Origin of the sequence: Thiofaba sp. EF100 (assembly GCF_039822285.1) — a bacterium.
Lineage (GTDB): Bacteria > Pseudomonadota > Gammaproteobacteria > Halothiobacillales > Halothiobacillaceae > Thiofaba.
In genome coordinates this window covers 759,861-778,461 of the sequence record NZ_JBAJEY010000001.1, presented here as the reverse complement: position 1 = coordinate 778,461, position 18,601 = coordinate 759,861, and the positions used below count along the sequence as shown (strand labels likewise).

18 protein-coding genes are annotated in these 18,601 nt (G+C 65.2%); 13 read left to right on the top strand and 5 right to left on the bottom strand.

The window, feature by feature from the left end; translation table 11 throughout:
- The first annotated feature begins 126 nt into the window (after positions 1-126).
- Together V6D91_RS03920 and V6D91_RS03915 are read left to right on the top strand one after the other, a co-directional pair.
- Complete coding sequence (locus V6D91_RS03920) at positions 127-2,364, top strand: PBP1A family penicillin-binding protein (RefSeq protein ID WP_347317922.1); 2,238 nt, start codon at positions 127-129, stop codon at positions 2,362-2,364.
- Complete coding sequence (locus tag V6D91_RS03915; protein WP_347317921.1) at positions 2,364-2,984, top strand: hypothetical protein; 621 nt, start codon at positions 2,364-2,366, stop codon at positions 2,982-2,984. Before V6D91_RS03920 ends, V6D91_RS03915 begins: the two co-directional genes overlap by 1 nt.
- Here V6D91_RS03915 and hemE read toward each other — a convergent pair.
- The 4 genes from hemE to rpsU all read right to left on the bottom strand — a co-directional run bounded on the left by hemE (position 2,969) and on the right by rpsU (position 6,453).
- Positions 2,969-4,039: a uroporphyrinogen decarboxylase gene (gene hemE / locus V6D91_RS03910; RefSeq protein WP_347317920.1), complete on the bottom strand. Its 1,071-nt coding sequence runs from the start codon at positions 4,037-4,039 to the stop codon at positions 2,969-2,971. The two genes, V6D91_RS03915 and hemE, sit on opposite strands and share 16 nt — an antisense overlap.
- Positions 4,040-4,226: 187 nt before the next feature.
- Positions 4,227-5,657, bottom strand: a complete 1,431-nt coding sequence (locus tag V6D91_RS03905) for an FAD-dependent oxidoreductase (protein ID WP_347317919.1) — start codon at positions 5,655-5,657, stop codon at positions 4,227-4,229.
- A gap of 101 nt (positions 5,658-5,758) precedes the next feature.
- Positions 5,759-6,220: a GatB/YqeY domain-containing protein gene (locus tag V6D91_RS03900; RefSeq protein ID WP_347317917.1), complete on the bottom strand. Its 462-nt coding sequence runs from the start codon at positions 6,218-6,220 to the stop codon at positions 5,759-5,761.
- A gap of 17 nt (positions 6,221-6,237) precedes the next feature.
- Positions 6,238-6,453, bottom strand: coding sequence for a 30S ribosomal protein S21 (gene rpsU / locus V6D91_RS03895; RefSeq protein WP_347317915.1), 216 nt, complete (start codon positions 6,451-6,453; stop codon positions 6,238-6,240).
- Between the two features lie 148 nt (positions 6,454-6,601).
- On the opposite strand from rpsU, the gene tsaD reads away from it, so the two are divergent.
- Positions 6,602-7,615 carry a tRNA (adenosine(37)-N6)-threonylcarbamoyltransferase complex transferase subunit TsaD gene (gene tsaD, locus V6D91_RS03890; protein ID WP_347317913.1) on the top strand — a complete coding sequence of 338 codons (1,014 nt, stop codon included), beginning with the start codon at positions 6,602-6,604 and terminating at the stop codon, positions 7,613-7,615.
- Here tsaD and plsY read toward each other — a convergent pair.
- Positions 7,612-8,214, bottom strand: coding sequence for a glycerol-3-phosphate 1-O-acyltransferase PlsY (gene plsY, locus V6D91_RS03885; protein WP_347317911.1), 603 nt, complete (start codon positions 8,212-8,214; stop codon positions 7,612-7,614). The genes tsaD and plsY overlap by 4 nt on opposite strands.
- Positions 8,215-8,248: 34 nt before the next feature.
- On the opposite strand from plsY, the gene V6D91_RS03880 reads away from it, so the two are divergent.
- The 10 genes from V6D91_RS03880 to ccoS all read left to right on the top strand — a co-directional run bounded on the left by V6D91_RS03880 (position 8,249) and on the right by ccoS (position 18,505).
- Entirely contained in the window at positions 8,249-9,007 is a 759-nt protein-coding gene (locus tag V6D91_RS03880) for an alpha/beta fold hydrolase (RefSeq protein ID WP_347317909.1), read from the top strand.
- Positions 9,008-9,019: 12 nt separating this feature from the next.
- Complete coding sequence (bioC, locus tag V6D91_RS03875) at positions 9,020-9,889, top strand: malonyl-ACP O-methyltransferase BioC (protein WP_347317908.1); 870 nt, start codon at positions 9,020-9,022, stop codon at positions 9,887-9,889.
- Positions 9,890-10,109: 220 nt separating this feature from the next.
- Complete coding sequence (ccoN, locus tag V6D91_RS03870) at positions 10,110-11,561, top strand: cytochrome-c oxidase, cbb3-type subunit I (protein ID WP_347317906.1); 1,452 nt, start codon at positions 10,110-10,112, stop codon at positions 11,559-11,561.
- A gap of 16 nt (positions 11,562-11,577) precedes the next feature.
- Positions 11,578-12,312 (top strand): cytochrome-c oxidase, cbb3-type subunit II, encoded by a 735-nt coding sequence (gene ccoO / locus V6D91_RS03865; protein WP_347317904.1) that lies wholly within the window; start codon positions 11,578-11,580, stop codon positions 12,310-12,312.
- 32 nt (positions 12,313-12,344) lie between these two features.
- Positions 12,345-12,545: a cbb3-type cytochrome c oxidase subunit 3 gene (locus tag V6D91_RS03860; protein WP_347317902.1), complete on the top strand. Its 201-nt coding sequence runs from the start codon at positions 12,345-12,347 to the stop codon at positions 12,543-12,545.
- Between the two features lie 2 nt (positions 12,546-12,547).
- Positions 12,548-13,453 carry a cytochrome-c oxidase, cbb3-type subunit III gene (gene ccoP, locus V6D91_RS03855; protein WP_347317900.1) on the top strand — a complete coding sequence of 302 codons (906 nt, stop codon included), beginning with the start codon at positions 12,548-12,550 and terminating at the stop codon, positions 13,451-13,453.
- Positions 13,454-13,576: 123 nt separating this feature from the next.
- Positions 13,577-14,989, top strand: coding sequence for a cytochrome c oxidase accessory protein CcoG (gene ccoG, locus V6D91_RS03850; protein ID WP_347317898.1), 1,413 nt, complete (start codon positions 13,577-13,579; stop codon positions 14,987-14,989).
- A gap of 9 nt (positions 14,990-14,998) precedes the next feature.
- Positions 14,999-15,805, top strand: coding sequence for a FixH family protein (locus tag V6D91_RS03845; protein ID WP_347317896.1), 807 nt, complete (start codon positions 14,999-15,001; stop codon positions 15,803-15,805).
- 17 nt (positions 15,806-15,822) lie between these two features.
- On the top strand, positions 15,823-18,246 hold the full coding sequence (locus V6D91_RS03840) for a heavy metal translocating P-type ATPase (RefSeq protein WP_347317894.1): 2,424 nt from the start codon (positions 15,823-15,825) through the stop codon (positions 18,244-18,246).
- A 40-nt stretch (positions 18,247-18,286) separates the two neighbouring features.
- Entirely contained in the window at positions 18,287-18,505 is a 219-nt protein-coding gene (ccoS, locus tag V6D91_RS03835; protein WP_347317892.1) for a cbb3-type cytochrome oxidase assembly protein CcoS, read from the top strand.
- The last annotated feature ends 96 nt before the right edge of the window (positions 18,506-18,601 follow it).

The following is an 18,601-nucleotide window of genomic DNA, read 5'->3' as shown; positions in this document are numbered from 1 at the left end:
GAATTGCCTGATGTCAACGCCCTGCGGGACACGCAGTACCAGGTTCCGTTACGGGTTTATGACCGCCATGGGGGGTTGATTGCGGAATTCGGTGAGAAACGACGCATCCCCATCTCGATCGACCAAGTGCCTGAATTGGTTGAAAAAGCCTTCCTTGCTGCGGAGGACGACCGCTTCTATCAGCATCCGGGCGTGGACCTGCAGGGGCTGTTCCGCGCTGGGTGGGAACTGTTGCGCACAGGCCACAAGGGGCAGGGCGGCAGCACCATCACCATGCAGGTGGCGCGCAATTTCTTCCTCAGCAGCGAGAAGACCTACAGCCGTAAGTTCAGAGAGATCCTTCTTGCGGTCAAGATCGAGCGCGAGCTGACCAAGCGCCAGATCCTCGAACTCTATTTGAACAAGATCTATCTCGGCAACCGGGCCTACGGTGTCGCGGCAGCTGCGTCGATCTATTACAACAAGCCGCTCGACGCGCTGACCCCCGCCGAGGCGGCGATGCTGGCGGGGCTGCCCAAGGCCCCCTCCAAGTTCAATCCGGCGGTCAATCCCGAGCGGGCCAAGATCCGCCGGGATTACATCCTTGGCCGGATGAGCGAACTGGGCTGGCTGGCCGATGCGCAGGCGAAGGCGGCACAGCTGGAGCCGGTGCAGACCACGCTGTTCCTCGGCGCTGCGGCCGAGGTCAGTGCCCCGTATGTGGCCGAGATGGTCCGCTCGCGCATGGTGGAGCAGTTCGGCGAGGCGGCCTACGAGATGGGGTTGCGTGTTTACACCACCCTGGATCCCGAGCTGCAGCGCACGGCGAGCCTTGCCCTGCGCAACGCCTTGCTCGATTACGATCGCCGGCATGGCTGGCGTGGGGCGGAAGGCCGCGTCGAATTCCCGGCGGGGGATGCCGAGGCGGCGGCCGGTCATGCGCGTGCTCAGCGACCGGTGGAGGGGCTCATCGCGGCGGTTGTGCTGGAGGCGGGGGCGAGGCAGGCCACCGTGGTGGATGGGCAGGGGCGGCGGCATGTGCTGGACCTTGAGTCCCTGCAGTGGGCGCGCCCTTATCTTGGCGAGGATGCGATGGGGCCCCGTCCGAAATCGGTGACCGAAGTTCTCTCACCGGGCGACATCGTGCGTCTTCGCCAGGGGGAGAAAGGCTACACCCTTGCGCAACTGCCTCAGGCAGCCGGGGCCTTCGTCGCTTTCGACAGCGCGAGCGGTGCCCTGCTGGCCCTCGAGGGGGGGTACGACTTCGTCCTCAGCAAATTCAACCGCGTCATTCAGGCCCAGCGCCAGCCGGGTTCGTCCTTCAAGCCCTTCCTCTATTCGGCGGCGCTGGAGAACGGCTTCACCCTGGCCAGTGTGATCAGTGACGATCCCCGGGTTTACGAGAAGGCTGCGGCCAACGAGGAGGACTGGCGGCCGCAGAACTACGAGGGGAAATCCTACGGGCCGACCCGCTTGCACGAGGCCTTGGTGCGTTCGCAGAATCTGGTCTCGGTACGGCTCATGGAGGCGATCACCCCTGAGGTGGCGCTGCGTCACGCCAAGCCCTTCGGGCTGCCGGTGGGACAGTGGCAGCCCACACTCTCGCTGGCCCTCGGCAGCTATGCCCTCACCCCTTGGGAGCTGGCCTCGGCCTACATGGTGTTCGCCAACGGCGGCTACCGGGTCGAGCCCTATTTCATCCAACGCGTCGAAGACGTCGGGGGGCATGTCCTGTTCGAGGCCATGCCGCAGCACTTCTGTGACAACGAACTCGCCCTCTTGCCCAAGGGGGCGGGGCAGCTCGGGGAGGGGATAGTGAGTCCGACGACCCTCCCCTCTGGCCAACGTTGCCAACCGGGGGTCTTGGGCCAGGCGCCGCGCGTGATCTCGCCGGAGAATGCCTGGCTCGTGCAGGTCATGCTGCGCGATGTGGTGAAGCGCGGTACCGCAGCCTCGGCCGGTCGGGCGCTCAAGCGCCCGGATGTCGGCGGCAAGACCGGCACGACCAATGACCAGCGTGATGCCTGGTTCAGTGGCTACGGTCCGGGCGTCGTGGCCACGGCGTGGGTGGGTTTTGACGACTACCGCCCGCTCGGCAGGATGGAAACCGGCGGCAAGGCCGCCGTGCCGATGTGGGTTGATTTCATGCAGGTGGCCTTGAAGGACCGGCCGGTGCAGGAGTTGAAGCCCCCGCCGGGGATCATCACCGCCAGCATCGACCCTGGGACCGGTCAGATCGTCCCTTCGGGCACACCCGGCGCGATCAATGAGTATTTTGACGTCCGTTATCCGCAGGTGACCACCGCCGTCATGCCCGAATACCTTCCCTCCCAGGCGGTTTCCGAGGCGATCGGGGACCGTCAGGTGGTCGAAGAGCTGTTCTGATGGACCGGCGCGCGCAGTGGGCCGAGCAGGCCGCGAGGCTGATGGCCGAGGGGCAGGGGTTGGACTGTGAGTCGGCCAAGCGCAAGGCCGCTGCCGAAATCGGCTGTGTTCCCGGGCGGGATGAGCCATCGTGCGATGAGGTGGAAGAGCAGCTGCGCGGTTACCAACGCCTGTTCCGTCCCCATCAGCCCGAGGTGCTGCGGCGGCTGCGCCAGGAGGCCGTCAAGGCCATGCGCTTTCTGAAAGATTTCGAGCCGCGCCTGGTCGGTTCCGTGCTATCCGGTACGGCGGACAACAACAGCCCCATCACCCTGCACCTGTTCGCGGATACCCCGGAGCAGGTCATGTTTCATCTTCTGAATGCCGACGTGCCTTTTCGCGAGGGGCAACGCAACCTGCGTTACCGGGATGGCTCGGTCAGATCGTATCCCCTGTTCTCGCTGCTGGCGGGCGGGCAGGCCGTGGATCTGGTGGTCATGCCGCCCAAAGCCCTGCGTGAGCCGCCCGCGGGTTACGGCGAGGGTGGGGTGATGGAGCGGGCGCCCCTGCGCAAGGTGGAGCGCCTGCTTGCGGCGATGGAGGAGGGGGCGACGCCTGCGGGGAATCAGCCCGCCGCGTGATACGCCGGGCTCAGTTCCCGTACCGCCTGCACGAAGGCGGCGACGTGCGCGGGGTCAATCCCGGGATGGATGCCATGGCCGAGGTTGAAGACATGGCCGCTGCCGGGCCCAAAGGCCGCCAGGATCTCCGCCACCTCGGCACGGATGCGCTCCGGGGAGGCATACAGCACGTTCGGGTCCATATTGCCCTGCAGGGCTACCTTGTCACCGACGCGACGGCGCGCCTCACCCATATCCGTGGTCCAGTCCAGCCCCAGCGCATCGGCGCCGCTGTCGGCCATCGCCTCCAGCCACTGGCCGCCGCCCTTGGTGAACAGCACCACCGGCACCTTACGCCCCTCGCTCTCACGGGTGAGCTGGGCGATGACCTTCTGCATCGGTGCAAGCGAGAAGCGCAGGTAGTCGCGCGGGGTGAGCATGCCGCCCCAGGTGTCGAACAGCATGACGGCCTGCGCGCCGGCGGCGATCTGGCCATTGAGGTAGCTGGCGACGGACTGGGTGATCTTGTCCAGCAGGCGCTCCATCAGGTCCGGGCGGTCGAACATCATGGCCTTGGCGCGGGAGAAATCGCGGCTGCCCTCGCCCTCGACCATGTAGGCCGCGAGCGTCCACGGGCTGCCGGAAAAGCCGATCAGCGGCACGCGGCCGTTCAGCTCGCGGCGGATGGTGCGCACGGCGTCCATCACATACCTCAGCTCCCCCTCCGGGTCCGGAATGGGCAGGCGGTCGATGTCGGCGGCCGAGCGTACGGGATGGGCGAAGCGCGGGCCCTCGCCCTCGAAGAAACCAAGGCCAAGGCCCATCGCATCCGGCACAGTGAGGATGTCGGAGAACAGGATCGCGGCATCCAGCTCGAAGCGATCCAGGGGCTGCAGGGTGACCTCGCAAGCCAGCTCCGGGCTCTTGCACAGGTTCATGAAGCTGCCGGCCTTGGCGCGGGTGGCGCGGTACTCGGGCAGGTAGCGGCCGGCCTGGCGCATGATCCACAGCGGGGTGCGATCCACGGGCTGGCGCAGCAGGGCGCGCAGGAAACGGTCGTTCTTGAGTGCGTTCATAGCGGTCCGTGTATATGAAAAAGGCGCCCGAGCAGGCTGTTTCAAAACTCTTTGAAACAGCCCGAGAGTCAATCACGTCAAGTGATTGATTCTCGGAGCCCGTCGCGGGCGTGTACCGCGACGAGGCGAGTTTCAAAAGGGCAGGACAGCCCTTTTGAAACGATCTGCGAAGGCGCCTTTAGGGGGCTCAAACGCCCAGGTAGTCGAGGATGCCCTTGGCGGCTTCGCGGCCTTCGAACACGGCGGTGACGACAAGGTCGGAGCCGCGCACCATGTCGCCGCCGGCAAAGACCTTCGGGTTGGTGGTCTGATGGGGCCGAGAGCCGTGGGCGGGGGCGATCACGCGGCCGTCCTGCTGGGTCTGGATGCCGAAATCCGCCAGCCACGGGGCGGGGGAGGGGCGGAAGCCGAAGGCGACCAGCACGGCATCGGCCGGCACGATCTCCTCTGAGCCTGGCACGACCTCGGGGCTGCGGCGGCCACGCGCATCGGGGGCGCCGAGGCGGGTCTGCACAAACTTGACCCCCTCCACGCGGCCGTTGCCGACGATCTCGACCGGCTGGCGGTTGAATAGGAACTGCACGCCCTCTTCCTTGGCGTTGGCGACCTCGCGCTTGGAGCCAGGCATGTTGTCTTCGTCGCGCCGGTAGGCGCAGGTCACCGCGACTGCACCCTGGCGGATCGAGGTTCGGGTGCAGTCCATCGCGGTGTCGCCACCGCCCAGCACGATGACACGCTTGCCCTTCATGTCGATGAAGTCCGAGGGGCTCTTCTCGACGTTCATCAGGCGGTTGATGTTGGAGATCAGGAAGGGCAGGGCATCGTACACGCCCGGCAGATCCTCGCCCGGGAAGCCGCCCTTCATGTAGGTGTAGGTGCCCATGCCGAGGAACACGGCGTCATATTCGTCCAGAAGTTGCTGGAACGGGATGTCGCGGCCGATTTCGGTGTTCAGGCGGAACTCGACGCCCATCTCTTCCATGATGCGGCGGCGGGTCTCGATGACCTCCTTCTCCAGCTTGAACGGCGGAATGCCGAAGGTCAGGAGACCGCCGATCTGCGGATAGCGGTCGAATACGACCGGCTTGACGCCATTGCGCACCAGGATGTCCGCACAGCCGAGGCCCGCTGGGCCGGCGCCGATGATGGCGACGCGCTTGCCTGTGGGGGTGACGCCGCTCATGTCCGGGCGCCAGCCCTGCTTGAGCGCCTCGTCGGTGATGTATTTCTCGATGGCGCCGATGGTGACGGCCCCGAAGCCGTGCCCGAACTCGGAGTAACTGTCGGTGTTGAGGGTGCAGGCGCCCTCGCACAGGCGATCCTGCGGACAGACGCGGCCGCAGACCTCGGGCAGGGAGTTGGTCTTGTGCGACATCTCCGCGGCCTCGAACAGGTTGCCCTCGGCGACCAGCTTCAGCCAGTTGGGGATGTAGTTGTGGACCGGGCACTTCCACTCGCAGTACGGGTTGCCGCAGGACAGGCAGCGGTCAGCCTGCTGGGCGGCGGTCTGCGGATCGAACTGGCCGTAGATTTCCCCGTAGAAATGCACGCGCGCCTCGGCCTTGGCCTTGGGCGGGTCCTGGCGGGGGACATCGAGGAATTGAAAGACGTTACCCATGACGGCGTCTCGCGTAGGTCGATTAGATGGAAAAGCCTCGCGCCCATGTCACAGCCGATGGGGCGAGGCTTTGAATCTGTGCGGCTGGAAAGCGTTCGCGGTCAGCCGCCGAGGGCGGACTTGATGCGGGCACTTACCTGGGTCATGTCCGCGCGCCCCTGAATCTGCGGTCTGAGCTTACCCATGACCGCGCCCATCTCCCGGACACTGGTGGCGCCGGTGGCCGCAACGGCCTCGGCGATGAGGGCATCGATCTCCGCATCGCTCAACGGGGCAGGAAGGTAGGACTGAATGACCTCCAGCTCAAAACCCTCCTGCTCCGCCAGATCCGCACGGCCGGCCGCCTTGTACTGCTCGATGGACTCGCGGCGCTGCTTGCCCATCTTGTCGAGCACGGCGATGACGTCAGCATCGCTGAGGGTGATGCGCTCATCCACCTCTTTCTGCTTGAGCGCGGCGGAGATGAGGCGGATCACGGCAAGGCGAGATTTGTCGCCCGCCTTCATCGCCGCCTTCATGTCGTCAAGGATGCGTGCCTTGAGGGCGGAGCTTGCCTCGCTCATGCCGACGATCCGCTCGGTCAGTAGAGGCGGGTGCGGCGAGCGGCTTCCTTCGCCAGACGCTTTTGGTTGCGCTTGACGGCGGCAGCCAGCTTGCGCTTGCGCTCGGTGGTCGGCTTCTCGTAGAACTCGCGGGCGCGCAGTTCGGAGATGATGCCGGCCTTTTCACAGGTGCGCTTGAAGCGGCGCACGGCGACTTCGAAGGGCTCGTTCTCTTTGACGCGGACGGAAGGCATTGGGACTCCAATAATAAAAAGGTCTGAACCGGTTCATGCCTGTCCGGCCGACCAGTGGCACGGGCAGGGCTTGCAGAAAGGCCGGAATTATACGACCTGGGGCAAGCAATGCAACAATAGCCCCCTTTTGAAGGCAATGAAGTCTGGCATGATCGTTGTTGGAATCGAAACCTCGTGTGACGAGACGGCCTGCGCGCTGTATGCCAGCGAGGGCGGGCTGCTCGGGCATCGTGTGCGCACGCAGGATGTGCACCTCGAGTATGGCGGCGTCGTGCCCGAGCTCGCCTCGCGCGACCATGTGCGCTGGCTCCTGCCGATGGTCGACGACCTGCTGGTGGCGGCCGGGGTCTCGCGGGCGGCGATCGGTGGGGTCGCCTACACCGAAGGGCCGGGGCTGCTCGGTGCCCTGCTGGTGGGGACCGCCTTCGGTGCGGGGCTGGCCTGTGCCCTCGGTGTGCCGGCCATCGGTGTGCATCACATGGAGGGTCACCTGCTGGCGCCGATGCTCGACAACCCCGGGCTGCGCCCGCCATTCGTCGCCCTGCTGGTCTCCGGTGGACACACCATGTTGGTGGCGGTGCCCGAGGTGGGACATTACGAGGTGCTTGGCGAGACCCTGGACGATGCGGTCGGCGAGGCGTTCGACAAGATCGCCAAGCTGATGGGCCTGGGCTACCCCGGCGGTGCGGCCCTGGCACGGCTGGCCGAGCGTGGGCGGCCGGGCGTGCATCGTTTCCCGCGGCCGATGACCGACCGGCCTGGGCTCGAGTTTAGCTTCAGTGGCCTGAAGACCCGTGCGCTGCTGGCCCTGGAAGGGGTGGAGGACGAGCAGGGCAGGGCGGACATTGCCCATGCCTTCGAGGAGGCTATCGTCGAGACCCTGGCGATCAAATGCGAGCGGGCGCTCGAGCAGACCGGCATGCACCAGCTGGTGGTCGCCGGAGGGGTGGGGGCGAACCGGCGCTTGCGCGCCGCCCTCTCGGCCATGCTGCAGGCGCGCGGTGGGGAGGCCTTCTTTCCGCGTCAGGAATTCTGTACCGACAACGCCGCCATGATTGCCTATGCCGGCTGGCTGCGCCTTGCCGCCGGACAGGGTGGTGCGGCGGCGGCCTTTGCCGCGCGGGCGCGTTGGCCGCTGGGTGAGCTGACGGGGCTGGCTTAAGCGCCCTTCTTCGCGCCGATGCGGCTCTCGGTGCCCGCCAGCAGGCGCTGGATGTTGCCGCGGTGGCGCGCAATCAGCAGGGCGCTCATGAAGGTGACGCCGATGATGGAGGGGACGCCGAGCCCCAGACCCCAGGCGATCACCGGAGCGGTCGCGGCGGCGATCAGCGCCGCGAGCGAGGAGTAGCGCAGGGTGACGGCCACGAGCAGCCAGACACCGAGCACGGCGAGGCCGAGCCAGGGGGCGAGGCCAAGCAGCACGCCCAAGGCGGTGGCCACGCCCTTGCCGCCGCGGAACTGGAAGAAGACCGGGAAGATGTGTCCCAAGAAGGCGGCCAGGGCGGTGGCGATCAGGGTGATCTCACCCACCTCCAAAAGGCGGGCCAGCGCGACCGGCAGCAACCCCTTGAGCATGTCGCCCAGCAGGGTGGCGAGCGCGGCGCCCTTGCGTCCGGTGCGCAGGACGTTGGTGGCGCCGGGGTTGCCGGAGCCCATGGTGCGCGGGTCGGGCAGGCCGAGCAGACGGCTGACGACGATGGCGGTGGCCACGGAGCCGAGCAGGTAGGCGCAAAGCGGCAGGGCGAGGTCGAGCCAGGTCATGGGGTTCAATCAATCAAGGGGATTCGAGAGCGCGATGATACGTGGGCAAGGTGGCGGCGCCAAACCGGTGTTGCCGGTGGTATGGGTGCATGGCTGGGGCATGAGTTCGGCGATCTGGCGCGCGGTGCCGGCCTTCGCGGCGCAACCTTCGCTGGCGCTCGACCTGCCGGGGCACGGCGGCCGGTCGTGGGATGCTGGCCTTGGGTCGGATGCCGGGCGTTGGGCGGAGGATCTCCTGGCCCGAGCTCCGCAGCGAGCCGTGTGGGTGGGGTGGTCGCTGGGCGGTCTGCTGGCCCTGGAGGCGGCCCGGCGCGCACCCGGGCGCGTGGCGCGCCTGATCCTGCTCGCGGCCACGCCGCGTTTCGTCGCGGTGGGCGATCCGTCCTGTGGCATGGCGGCCGACACCCTGGGGCAGTTCATGGCGGGACTGGCTCAGGATCAGGCCCTCACCCTGCAGCGTTTCCTCGCCCTGCAGGCCGTGGGTGCGGAGGGGGCGCGCGAGATACGCGCCCGGCTCGTGGAGGTTGTTGCGGAGTCGCCCCCGGCGTCCGAGGAGGCCCTGCGGGCGGGGCTGGCGATCTTGCGTGACACGGACCTGAGTGCCTCCCTGGGCGGACTGGATCTCCCCGTGCAGGTGCTTCTCGGCGAGCGGGACCGCATCGTCCCCCCCTGTGTGGCGGAGATGTACCGTCAGGCCCTGCCACACGCGGAGATCCGCATTCAGGCCGGAGCGGGGCACGCCCCGTTCCTGCATGCCCCCGACCTCCTCGGTCGCTGGCTTGATCAAAGATGAAGAAGATTCGCTATGCGTGAGTATGAGCTGGAAAAGGCGCGTGTCAGGCGATCATTCGACCTTGCGGCATCGAGCTATGACGAGCACGCCCGCCTGCAGCGTATCGTGCGCGAGGAGATGCTCTCCCGTCTCGAATGGCTGAAGCTGTCGCCCAAGGTGGTGGTTGATCTCGGTTGTGGTACGGGGGCGGCGCTGCGCGCCTTGCGCAAGCGCTTCGCGCGCGCCCGGTTGCTGGGTCTCGATATTTCGCGCGGCATGCTGGAGGAGGCCAAAAGGCATCAGCCCTGGCTGCGCAAGCCGGATCTCGTCTGCGCCGACATGGAACGGCTGCCCCTGCGCGACGCGAGCGTCGACCTGCTGTTCTCAAGTCTGACCCTGCAGTGGAGTAACGAGCCCGAGCGGGTGTTCCGGGAGGCGCGCCGGGTGCTCCGGCCGGGCGGGGTGTTCCTGTTCGCAACCCTTGGGCCCGATACCCTGCACGAGCTGCGCGACGCATGGCGGGTGGCCGATCCTGGGCACACCCATGTCAATCTTTTTTATGACATGCATGACCTGGGCGATGCGCTCGTGCGTGCGGGGCTACGCGACCCGGTGATGGACGTCGAGCGCATCCGGCTCGACTACCCTGACGTGCAATCCATCATGCGCAGCCTCAAGGGCATCGGCGCGCACAATGGCACCCTTGGGCGGGCGCGTGGCTTGACCGGCAAGGGGCGGCTGGGGCGTATGCGGGCCGCGTACGAGGCGCATCGCAATGCGGAGGGGATGTTGCCGGTGAGCTACGAGGTCATCCATGGCCAGGCCTGGGGTGGGGAGGCTGGGCGCTATGTGGTGGATGCCCAGGGGGAGGTGCGTATCCCTCTGGGTTCCCTCAGGCGCTGATCAAATATTTTGATCGGTGCATTTCTGGTGCTTTTGATTGTTTGAAAACACGTTGAAATACTGCGTGTTTTTTGAATATCCAAGGGAAAAGCCCGGAAAAATAAGGAACTTTAGAGGGGCCTAACGTTGCAGTAACATGCACCGGCCAGCAAAGGGTATGGGGAAGGTCCGCCTTCCGGGGCCCCGAGCAACAAGCATTAACCTTGGGAGGAGACTCGAGATGTCAACGAGCACGGCCGTTGCCACAGAGCAGTACAACTACGACATTGTGAAGAAGTTCGCCATCATGGCGCTCGTCTGGGGCGTCCTGGGCATGACGGCGGGAACGTACATCGCCAGTGAACTGGCGTGGCCGTTCCTGAACTTCGATATCGCCGAAATCACCTTCGGGCGCCTGCGTCCGGTGCATACCACGCTGGTGATCTTCGGTTTCGGCGGCAGCGCCCTTTTTGCCACGTCCTACTATGTGGTGCAGCGCACCTGCCAGACCCGTCTGTGGGGCGGCCCGCTGGCCGAGTTCACCTTCTGGGGTTGGCAGATCGGCGTCGGCGCCGGCATCGTGCTCTACATGCTGGGCTACACCCAGGGCCGCGAGTACGCCGAATTCGTCTGGCCGCTGGACCTTGCGATCGCGGTGGTCTGGGTGAGCTACGCCCTGGTCTATGTGATGACCCTGCGCAACCGCAGCCAGCCGCACATCTATGTGGCGAACTGGTTCTACATTGCCTTCATCCTGGCCGTGGCCCTGTTGCACATCTTCAACAACCTCGCCGTGCCGGTCAGCCTGACCAGCCTTGAGTCCTACAGCCTGTTCTCCGGTGTCCAGGATGCGATGACCCAGTGGTGGTATGGTCACAACGCCGTGGGCTTCTTCCTGACCGCCGCCTTCCTCGGCATGATGTACTACTTCGTGCCGAAGCAGGCTGGCCGTCCGGTCTACTCCTACCGCCTGTCCATCGTTCACTTCTGGGCGCTGTCCTTCCTGTACATGTGGGCGGGTACCCACCACCTGCACTGGACCGCGATTCCGGACTGGACTTCCACGCTGGCGGCGACCTTCTCCATCCTGCTGCTGCTGCCGTCCTGGGGTGGCATGATCAACGGCATCATGACCCTGTCCGGTGCATGGGATAAGCTGCGCACCGACCCGATCATGCTGTTCATGATCACCGCGCTGTCCTTCTACGGTATGTCCACCTTCGAAGGTCCGCTGATGTCGCTCAAGAGCGTCAACGCGCTGTCCCATTACACCGACTGGACCGTGGGCCACGTACACTCCGGTGCGCTCGGCTGGGTTGCCATGATCACCTTCGGTTCGTTCTATCACCTCATCCCGCGTCTGTGGGGTGCGAAGGAGATGTACAGCAGCAAGCTGATCTACACCCACTTTTGGCTGGCGACCATCGGCATCGTGCTCTACATCGCCTCGCTGTGGGTGGCGGGTATCGGCCAGGGCCTGATGCTGCGTGCCTTCGATGAGTACGGCAACCTCGCCTACACCTTCATCGAGACCGTGACCTTCATGCATCTGCCGTACGTCGTGCGTGCCATTGGCGGCATGTTCTTTGTCGCTGGCATCCTGCTGATGGTTTACAACGTCTACATGACCATTGCCCAGGCCAAGCGCGGCGTTGCCGTCGAGGTGTCTGGCGCGGCGGCCGTGGCGCGCTGATTAAGGAGTTGGGTCGATGAAGCACGAAAGCATCGAAATCAATGCCGGCCTCCTGATCGTCCTCACCCTGGTGGTGATCAGTATCGGCGGCCTGGTCGAGATCGTCCCGTTGTTCCACATCAAGAACACGGTCGAAGAGGTCAAGGGTGTACGCCCGTACACCCCGTTGGAACTGCGTGGCCGGGATCTGTACATCCGCGAGGGCTGCTATGCCTGCCACTCGCAGATGATCCGTCCGTTCCGTGACGAGATGCTGCGCTACGGTCACTACTCCCTGGCCGCCGAGTCGAAGTACGACCATCCGTTCCAGTGGGCCTCCAAGCGCACGGGGCCGGACATCGCCCGCCTCGGCGGCAAGTACTCCGACGAGTGGCACACCCAGCACCTGATCCGCCCGCAGAACGTCGTGCCCGAGTCCATCATGCCGGCCTATCCCTGGCTTGCGCAGAACGAGCTCAAGTACGACGACATCGAGAACCGCATGAAGGCGCTCAAGATGACTGGCGTGCCGTACTCCCTCACCGAGGAGGAGTACCAGGCTAATGTGGCTGAGTATGGCAAGGAGATGGCGGACAAGCTGCACATCCCGAACGCCAAGGCTACCCTCGAGGCGGAAGCCAATAGCCGCAACCGGGACGGCGACAAGTCGCGCATCACCGAGATGGACGCCATGGTCGCCTACCTGCAGATGCTGGGCACCCTGGTGGACTTCAAGCAGTACGAAGAAGGCTACTTTGCCAACTTCCGCTGATTGGGCGGTCATTAAGACTTCTGGAGCACGACATGTCTGAAATCTGGGCTTGGTTGGGTGATCTTGGCAACAGCAAGGTGCTGGCCTTGCTCATCTTCTTCACCACCTTCGTCGGCATCGTGCTCTACGTCTATACCGGCAAGCAGCGTAAGGAACGGCTCGAGTCCTACAAGAACATTCCGTTTATCGACGACGAGGACAAGAAGCCTGCGTCGAAACAAGGGGATAAATAGTCATGGCGAATCCCGCTAACAAGTCCAAGCAGGTCGAAACCACCGGTCACGTCTGGGATGGTGATCTGCGCGAGTACAACAACCCGTTGCCCAATTGGTGGCTGTGGTCCTTCTACGCCACCATCATCTTCGCGGTCGTCTACTGGATCATCTATCCGGCGTGGCCGGTCGGTAAGAGCTTCACCCGCGGTATCGCAACCGTCACGGTGGAAGAGAACGGCCAGACCAAGGAGATGCCCTGGAACTCCCGCAGCCAGCTGATCGCGGAGATGCAGAGCAGTCCGGCGGCGGTGAAGCAGCGCGAGTACATCGAGAAGGTCGGCGCTGCCTCCTACGAGGAGATCCTCGCCAACCCTGACATGATGGCCTTCGCGCGCTCCATGGCTAAAGGCTACTTCGGCGACTACTGTGCCGCCTGCCATGGTCAGGGCGGTCAGGGCAACCTGCCGTTCTTCCCCAACCTGGCGGATGACGACTGGCTGTGGGGTGGCAAGGTCGAGCACATTCAGGCCAGCATCAGCTCGGGCCGCAAGGGCAACATGCCCGCCTTTGCCAACGTCCAGGGCCAAGCCCTCGATGACCTCGCCAGCTACGTGCTGAGCCTGTCCGGTGAGGCCGTGGATGCCGCGGCGGCCGAGCGCGGCAAGCAGGGCTATGCCATGTGCATGGGCTGCCATGGTGCCGAGGGCAAGGGCAATCCGATGCTGGGTGCGGCCAACCTGACCGACAAGGCCTGGTCCGTGATCAATATCCCGGCTGCGGGCTCCATCGAGGAGAAGAAGAAGCTGGTCGCAGGCGTGATCAACAAGGGCATTGCCCGCGAGATGCCGGCCTTCGGCAGCCGCCTCAAGCCTGAGGAGATCAAGATGCTGACCGTGTATGTGCACGAACTGGGCGGCGGCAAGTAACTGCTTCCTACGCGTTTCGCGCTTGAAAATGCCGGCTTTGCCGGCATTTTTTTTGCGCGGGCCAAGACCCCGTCTGTTGTATGATTATCAGCATTCGATAATGAATCCACAGGAGCCCGAGGCATGTCCGTCGAGACGGAAGAAAAGCTCTACCAGGAACGCGTCGCCATTCATCCGAAGTCGGTGAAGGGCGCCTTCCGTACGTTCAAGACGGGGGTGCTGGTGCTGGCCTATGCCGTCTTCTTCCTCCTCCCTTGGTTGCGTTGGGATCGTGGTGACGGGCCTTCGCAGGCGGTGCTTTTCGATATCCCGGGCCGCCGTTTCTATATCTTCGATCTGATCGTCCATCCGCAGGACATCTACTGGCTGGCCGGCGCGCTGATCATCTTTGCCTGGCTGTTGTTTTTCGTCACTGGTGTGGTCGGCCGGGCCTTCTGCGGCTATTTCTGCTTCCAGACCCTGTGGACTGACGCGTTCATGTTCATCGAACGCTGGGTTCAGGGGGATCGGCAGAAACGCATCAACATCGACAAGATACCCTGGAATGCCGAGAAGATCCGCAAAAAGGGCCTGACTTGGGCCGCATGGTTGGTCTTTGCCTGGATCACCGGCTTCACGTTCACGGCCTACTGGACGGATGCCCCGGGCCTGCTCGGTGACTTTTTCACCGGCCATGCGGCATCGGCGGCCTACATCACCATCGGCCTGCTGACCGCCATCACCTTTGTCGTGGCCGGCTTCGTGCGCGAGCAGGTGTGCATCTACATGTGCCCCTATTCCCGCTTCCAGACGGTGATGTTCGACAAGGAGACCCTTATCCCCTCGTATGACTACAAGCGTGGCGAGGGCGAGACGGGGCGCGCCCACCTTGGGCGTGGACTGAAGACCCGGGAGGAGCGCCAGGCGGCAGGGCACGGGGACTGTGTCGATTGCGGTCTTTGTGTGCAGGTCTGTCCGACCGGCATCGACATCCGCAATGGCTTGCAGATTGCCTGCATCAACTGCGGCCTGTGCATCGACGCCTGCAATGAGATCATGGACAAGCAGGGCTGGGAGCGCGGTCTGATCCGCTATGCCTCCGAGCAGGAAATTGAAACCGGGGTCAAGCCACGGGTTTTCAAGCCGAAGACGATCGGTTACGGTCTGGCGATCCTGGTGGTCATCGGGCTCCTGGCCTACGGCGTCCTGCATCAGGCACCGATGGACTTTTCCGTGAACCAGGTGCGCAACCCCCTGGCGGTGACCCTGGCCGATGGCCGGGTGCAGAACAGCTACGAGATCAAGATCAACAACAAGGTCCCCCGCCCGCTCCGTCTTGATCTTGGCGTTGAGGGGCTGGCCGACGCGGAGATCGAGATTGCCGGGGGCAAGAAGGACATCGAAGTGCCCTCCGACAAGCTGCTTCGTCTCTTGGTGAGGGTGAAGCTGCCGGAAGGCGCCAAGGGCACGCAGCAGAACTTCCGCTTCGTGCTGACCGACAAGGATGGCCAGATCGAACCCGTGGCGATGAATGCCACCTTCAACATGCCGCGTTGATCACGAGTCATGTCCATCCTGATTTCACTCGGTGCAGGCATCCTGCTGATCGTGATCGCCTTCCTGGTGCTGAACCGCCTGGTTCGCCTCGGGGGGCGTCAGTCGGCGGTCATCCTCGCCATCCTCACCCCAGGCTTCTACCTGCCGTTCGCCCTGCTGAACTGGCCCGGTGCCGATGTGCTGGCCATTCATCTTGCGGTCTACCTGGTGGTGGTCTTCATCCTTGGCGTGCTAGCTCATCAAGGGGAGCAGCAGCGGCGGGATGATGGGCGCAGTTTCCGCTGGGGGCCGGGGCTGATCATCGGCTTCTTCGCGGTGATCATCGCTCTGGATGCCGTGTTCGTCACGGTCGCCACCGGCGGGCTGGACAGCCGCGTCAGTGCCTGGCTGCTGCCCAAGCCCAAGCAGGGGGAGGCGATCAGCTCGTACTTCCCCGGGGTGACCTCGCACGACTACCAAAAGAAGGAAGCGCTTTACAACGACTACCTACGCCGGGTTGAGCTGCAGAAAGAGCGCGGCTGGCAGGTGGACTATGGCTGGCTCGAGGAACCGGTCAAGGACCGGGAGGCGTCGTTCCAGGTGCGGGCGCGCGATCGCCATGGCTCACCCATCAGCGGCGCCGAGGTCAGCGCGCGCTTCCTGCGTCCCTCCAACCAGCGCGAGGACTTCAGCCTGGTCCTGCATGAGGTCGAGCCTGGCCTCTACCGCGCCCAGACCACCCCGCCCCTCGCCGGTTTCTGGCAGGTGGTGATCCTCGTCCAGCGCGGTGAGGATATCCATGAGGTGCGGGCCGCGACGGATGTCGCGGCCCCCTGAGAGGCGTCTCTTGAGCCATGTCTGATCTGCGTCCTCTGCCCGGGGAGGGCGAGTGCTTCCATTGCGGCCTGCCGATCCCGCCCGGGGCGCACTACGCCGTGCGCATCCAGGGGGAGGAACGTTGCATGTGCTGTCCGGGTTGCCAGGCCGTGGCCCAGGCGATCGTCGATGGCGGCATGGAGGATTACTACAGCTACCGCACCCAGCCGGCCGATCGTGGGCATGAGCTGGTGCCGCAGGAGCTCGAGGGCTTGCGGTTGTATGACAGCGAGGCCCTGCAGCGCAGCTTCGTCAGCGGTGAGGGGGACATCCGCGAGGCGGCCTTGATCCTCGAAGGCATCACCTGCGCCGCCTGCGTCTGGCTGAACGAGAAGCATGTGCGCGCCCTGCCTGGGGTGCTCGCCTTCAACATCAATTACGCCACCAAGCGGGCCCGGGTGCAGTGGGATGCGCGCCAGATCCAGTTGAGCGAGATCCTGCGGGCGATCACCTCGATCGGCTACCAGGCTCATCCCTTCGATGCCGGACGTCAGGAGGCCGCCTTCAAGCGCGAGCGCGCCCAGGCCCTGCGTCGCGTGGGGGTGGCGGGCCTGGGCATGATGCAGGCGATGATGATCGCCATTGCCCTGTATTCGGGCGACTTCCATGGCATGGAGGAGGGGCTGCGGCAATTCCTGCGCTGGGCAAGCCTCGTCATCACCCTGCCGGTGATCTTCTACAGCTCGCTCGGCTTCTTCACCTCGGCCTGGCGCGACCTCAAACAGAAGCGGCTGGGCATGGACCTGCCGGTGAGCCTCACCCTCGCCCTGACCTTCCTCGCCAGCGCCTGGGCCACGGTGACCAACAGCGGCGAGGTGTACTTCGACACTGTCACCATGTTCGCCTTCCTGCTGCTGGCCGGGCGTTACCTGGAGATGCTCGCCCGGCACAAGGCCGGCGAGGCGGCCGAGGCCCTGGTGAAGCTGTTGCCGAACATCGCGGCCCGGATCGATGAGGACGGAGTCGAGCAGATGGTGGCCGTGGCCGAGCTGCGCCCGGGGGACCGGGTGCGGGTGCGCCCCGGCGAGAGCATCCCGGCCGACGGCGTGGTGCTGGAGGGGCACAGCAGCGTGGACGAGTCGCTCCTGACCGGGGAGAGCGTGCCGCGCGGGCGGGGCCCCGGGGATGCGGTGATCGGCGGGGCGGTGAACGTCGAAAGCCCCCTGCTGGTGCGGGTGGACAAGGTGGGCGAGGAGACGGTGCTCTCCTCCATCCTGCGCCTGCTGGACCGCGCCCAGGCCGAGAAGCCGCGCATCGGCCAGCTGGCCGACCGTGCGGCGCAGTGGTTCATCCTCGGCCTGCTCGTGGTCAGCGTGCTGGTGGCGCTCTGGTGGTGGCTGCACGAGCCCTCCCGGGCGTTCTGGATCACCGTGTCCCTGCTTGCGGTCACCTGCCCCTGTGCCCTCGGCCTCGCCACCCCCGCCGCCCTGACCGCGGCCACCGGCAGGCTGACCCGCCTCGGCCTGCTGGTGACCCGCGGCCACGCCCTCGAGACCCTGGCCCGTGCCACGCATGTGGTGTTCGACAAGACCGGCACCCTGACCGATGGCCGCCTCTCGCTCGAGCGCGTGATCCCCTTGGGGGCGACGAGCGAAGCCGAGGCGCTCCTCTGGGCGGCGGCACTTGAGCGGGCCTCCGAACACCCCGTGGCGCGCGCCATCGTCAGCAAAGCGGGGCATGGGGTGGCCGCGGAGGAGGTGCGCGCCGTACCGGGACAGGGCATGGAGGGGTGTGTCGGCGGCCGCCGCTTGCGCATCGGTGTGGCGGACTTCGCCATGGCCCTGTCCGGTCAGTCCGTGCCGATGATCCCGGAATCGGCTGGGACGGTGGTCCTGCTGGCCGACACAGGCGGAGCGCTGGCCTGGTTCGTGCTGCGCGATGCGCCGCGCGAGGAGGCCGTCGGCGCAATCCGTGAGTTACGCGAACTGGGGCTTGCGGTCAGCCTGCTGAGCGGGGACCGCCCGCAGGAAGCCGAACGGGTGGCGCGCGAGCTCGGCATTCCCCATGCCCATGGCGGCCTGCTGCCCCAGGACAAGCTGAACCACTTGCGCCGGCTCCAGGAGCAGGGCGAGGTGGTGGTGATGGTGGGAGATGGCGTGAACGATGCGCCGGTCCTCGCCGGGGCCCAGGCTTCGCTGGCCATGGGAGGAGGTACCCAACTGGCTCAGGCCTCGGCGGATATGATCCTGCTGTCCGAAAACCTGAGCCACATCCCGGCCGGGGTACGCGTCGCGCGCCGGACCATGGCCATCATCCGCCAGAACCTCGCCTGGGCGCTGGGTTACAACCTGATTGCCGTGCCCGCGGCCGCCGCCGGCTTCGTCCCGCCCTGGCTCGCGGCGATCGGCATGTCATTAAGTTCGATTATCGTGGTATTGAATGCCTTGCGCTTGCGCCGTTGAAAGGGAACGGGTAGCTTGCGCCAATAAACCGGGTAGGTCTGTGGACATTCTCTATTTCCTGATCCCTCTCAGCATCGTGGTGATGGGGGTCATGATCTGGGCCGTGGTGTGGACCGTGCGCAGCGGCCAGTACGACGACCTCGAGGGGCCGGCGCATCGCATCCTTATGGATGACGACGACCCGCGTATTCCCAGGCCGCAGGAGCCTTCCGCGGAGCCGCGGCAAACGCCACCGGCAGACACACAACCAAAACACTAACGACAGGAGCACATTCCATGGCCAATATGTTCAGCTTCCAGAACGCCGCTTTTACCTTCGTCATCGGCCTGATCATCTTCTCCTGGCTGAGCTTCC

What these genes read in the sequence shown, in the direction of transcription:
- V6D91_RS03915 (WP_347317921.1), top strand. Translation starts at nt 2,364, where the DNA reads ATGGACCGGCGCGCGCAGTGGGCCGAGCAGGCCGCGAGGCTGATGGCC.
- hemE (WP_347317920.1), bottom strand. Translation starts at nt 4,039, where the DNA reads ATGAACGCACTCAAGAACGACCGTTTCCTGCGCGCCCTGCTGCGCCAG.
- V6D91_RS03905 (WP_347317919.1), bottom strand. Translation starts at nt 5,657, where the DNA reads ATGGGTAACGTCTTTCAATTCCTCGATGTCCCCCGCCAGGACCCGCCC.
- V6D91_RS03900 (WP_347317917.1), bottom strand. Translation starts at nt 6,220, where the DNA reads ATGAGCGAGGCAAGCTCCGCCCTCAAGGCACGCATCCTTGACGACATG.
- rpsU (WP_347317915.1), bottom strand. Translation starts at nt 6,453, where the DNA reads ATGCCTTCCGTCCGCGTCAAAGAGAACGAGCCCTTCGAAGTCGCCGTG.
- tsaD (WP_347317913.1), top strand. Translation starts at nt 6,602, where the DNA reads ATGATCGTTGTTGGAATCGAAACCTCGTGTGACGAGACGGCCTGCGCG.
- plsY (WP_347317911.1), bottom strand. Translation starts at nt 8,214, where the DNA reads ATGACCTGGCTCGACCTCGCCCTGCCGCTTTGCGCCTACCTGCTCGGC.
- V6D91_RS03880 (WP_347317909.1), top strand. Translation starts at nt 8,249, where the DNA reads ATGATACGTGGGCAAGGTGGCGGCGCCAAACCGGTGTTGCCGGTGGTA.
- bioC (WP_347317908.1), top strand. Translation starts at nt 9,020, where the DNA reads ATGCGTGAGTATGAGCTGGAAAAGGCGCGTGTCAGGCGATCATTCGAC.
- ccoN (WP_347317906.1), top strand. Translation starts at nt 10,110, where the DNA reads ATGTCAACGAGCACGGCCGTTGCCACAGAGCAGTACAACTACGACATT.
- ccoO (WP_347317904.1), top strand. Translation starts at nt 11,578, where the DNA reads ATGAAGCACGAAAGCATCGAAATCAATGCCGGCCTCCTGATCGTCCTC.
- V6D91_RS03860 (WP_347317902.1), top strand. Translation starts at nt 12,345, where the DNA reads ATGTCTGAAATCTGGGCTTGGTTGGGTGATCTTGGCAACAGCAAGGTG.
- ccoP (WP_347317900.1), top strand. Translation starts at nt 12,548, where the DNA reads ATGGCGAATCCCGCTAACAAGTCCAAGCAGGTCGAAACCACCGGTCAC.
- ccoG (WP_347317898.1), top strand. Translation starts at nt 13,577, where the DNA reads ATGTCCGTCGAGACGGAAGAAAAGCTCTACCAGGAACGCGTCGCCATT.
- V6D91_RS03845 (WP_347317896.1), top strand. Translation starts at nt 14,999, where the DNA reads ATGTCCATCCTGATTTCACTCGGTGCAGGCATCCTGCTGATCGTGATC.
- V6D91_RS03840 (WP_347317894.1), top strand. Translation starts at nt 15,823, where the DNA reads ATGTCTGATCTGCGTCCTCTGCCCGGGGAGGGCGAGTGCTTCCATTGC.